This window comes from Dietzia sp. CW19, from assembly GCF_014145265.1.
GTDB classification, from domain to species: Bacteria; Actinomycetota; Actinomycetes; order Mycobacteriales; family Mycobacteriaceae; genus Dietzia; species Dietzia natronolimnaea.
Genome location: NZ_JAALEE010000296.1, coordinates 1 through 1,935, shown reverse-complemented (window position 1 = coordinate 1,935; position 1,935 = coordinate 1). Strand labels below are relative to the sequence as shown.

Below are 1,935 nucleotides of genomic sequence, written 5' to 3'. Positions count from 1 at the left end.
GAGGCCGGACACGTCGAACCCCGCCTCCGCGAGGCTCCTCCCGGTCTCCCGGTTCGGCTGACACCCCCCGCCCACCCGGCTCCACACGGGGGCTATCCGGTCGGCCACGCGACCCAGCAGCCCCTCGGCCCGGACGTGTTCCAGCAGCCGCAGCTCGCCGTCCGGCGCCAGGACTCGCCGGGCCTCGGCGAGGGCCGCCGGGACATCGGGGACGGTGCACAGGACGAGTCCGAACACCACGGCGTCGGCCTCGCCGTCGGCGAGTGGGAGGGATTCCGCCACGGAGTCCACGACGTCGACGTGGACCCTCGCGTGTTCCGCGTACCGGTGCGCGTGCGCGCGCAGGTGGGGGTCCGGCTCGATCGCCACGACCCTGGTGACCTCCGGCGGATAGTGCTCGAAGGTCACCCCGCTGCCCGCGCCCACCTCCACCACGGTTCCCGACAGGCCCGAGACCAGACGTCGCCGAGATTTCGCGAGCCCGACGCGCTCGAGCACGGGGCTGGCCACCACCCACGCGCGGGCGAAGAGCGAGACATCGGTCCGTTCGCGGGAGGTATCCATGGGAAGATACGGTACCGGGTATCCAACGGACCCGGAACGCGAATCCACCGACAACAGTAATGGGGAGGGCCGGGGCGATGAAGGAGACGAGCGGACTGCCGAACTGGGGTTCAGTTCTGGCCGTGGTCGCCCACCCCGACGACGAGTCGTTCGGCCTCGGCGCCGTGCTGTCGACCTTCGCCGACGGCGGCGCGGGCGTGGACGTCCTCTGCCTGACCAGGGGCGAGGCCTCCACGCTCCACGGCGTCGAGGGCGACCTCTCACGGATCCGGGAACACGAACTACGCGCCGCGGCGGACGCCCTCGGGGCGAGGCGGGTCACGTTGCGCGACCTGCCCGACGGTGGCCTGGCAGACCTCGGGTCGTCCGTGCTCGACGACGAGGTCGAGCGTGCACTGGACAGGACCCGGCCCGAGGGCCTCGTCGTCTTCGACTCCACCGGGATCAGCGGTCACCCGGACCACGTGGCGGCCACCGCCGCGGCCACCAGGGTGGCCGACCGGCACGGGCTCCCCGTGGTGGCGTGGACCCTCCCGGAGGAGATCTGCGGGAGACTCGCGGCCGAGGGATACGCCGGATTCCTCGGGCGGACCGGCGACGAGATCGACCTGGTGCTGACCGTCGACCGCACGGCGCAACTGGCCGCCGTGGAGTGTCACCCCAGCCAGGCCGTGCCGGGCAGCGTCCTGTGGAGGAGACTGGAGCTGCAGGGCGACGACGAACACCTGCGGTGGCTCCGGCGCCCCTGAATCGAGTCGCCCCCGCCGCCCCGGCCACACCCGGGTGCAGCACCGCCGAGACGCGGCGCCACGCAGAATTCCATTGATCAGAAGCAGTATCCCCAGAAGCAGTACCACCCAGAAGCAGCATCGAGAAGCAGTACCGAAAGGACCGCCGCACGTGGACGCCTCCGACTGGAACGCCCGATACCTCGCCCAGCCCGACGTGTGGGGCACCACCCCCGCAGCACGCATCGTCGCGGAGGTGACGGGCGCCGAGGACGCCGGTCTGCCCGTGGACACCGCCGTGGACCTGGCGTGCGGCGACGGCAGGCACGCGCGATGGTTGGCCGCACACGGGTGGCAGGTCTCGGCGGTCGACTTCTCCGAGGTCGCGATCGACCAGGCCCGCGCCAGGGACTCCGACGACGGCCGCAGCGGCAGCGTCGACTGGGTGGTCGGCGACGCCACCACCTGGTCACCGGAGGAGTCCGTGGACCTCGTCGTCATCGGGTTCCTCCACCTCGAGATGGAGAGCCTCACCCGCGTCCTGCGCAACGCCGGCGGATGGCTGCGCCCCGGCGGGCACCTGGTGTACCTCGGGCACGCCGCCGAGAACCTGCGTCGCGGCGTCGGCGGGCCGCAGGACCCG

General features: G+C 72.4%; 3 protein-coding genes. 2 read left to right on the top strand and 1 reads right to left on the bottom strand.

What is annotated here, in order from left to right; genetic code table 11:
- The coding region (locus tag G6021_RS09495) for a class I SAM-dependent methyltransferase (RefSeq protein ID WP_182641150.1) at positions 1 to 564 on the bottom strand (564 nt) is incomplete at its 3' end.
- Between the two features lie 77 nt (positions 565 to 641).
- Here G6021_RS09495 and G6021_RS09490 point away from each other — a divergent pair.
- Entirely contained in the window at positions 642 to 1,313 is a 672-nt protein-coding gene (locus G6021_RS09490) for a PIG-L deacetylase family protein (protein WP_182617480.1), read from the top strand.
- A gap of 151 nt (positions 1,314 to 1,464) precedes the next feature.
- Positions 1,465 to 1,935 (top strand): methyltransferase domain-containing protein (locus G6021_RS09485; protein ID WP_182641149.1); only part of this gene is annotated, 471 nt, incomplete at its 3' end.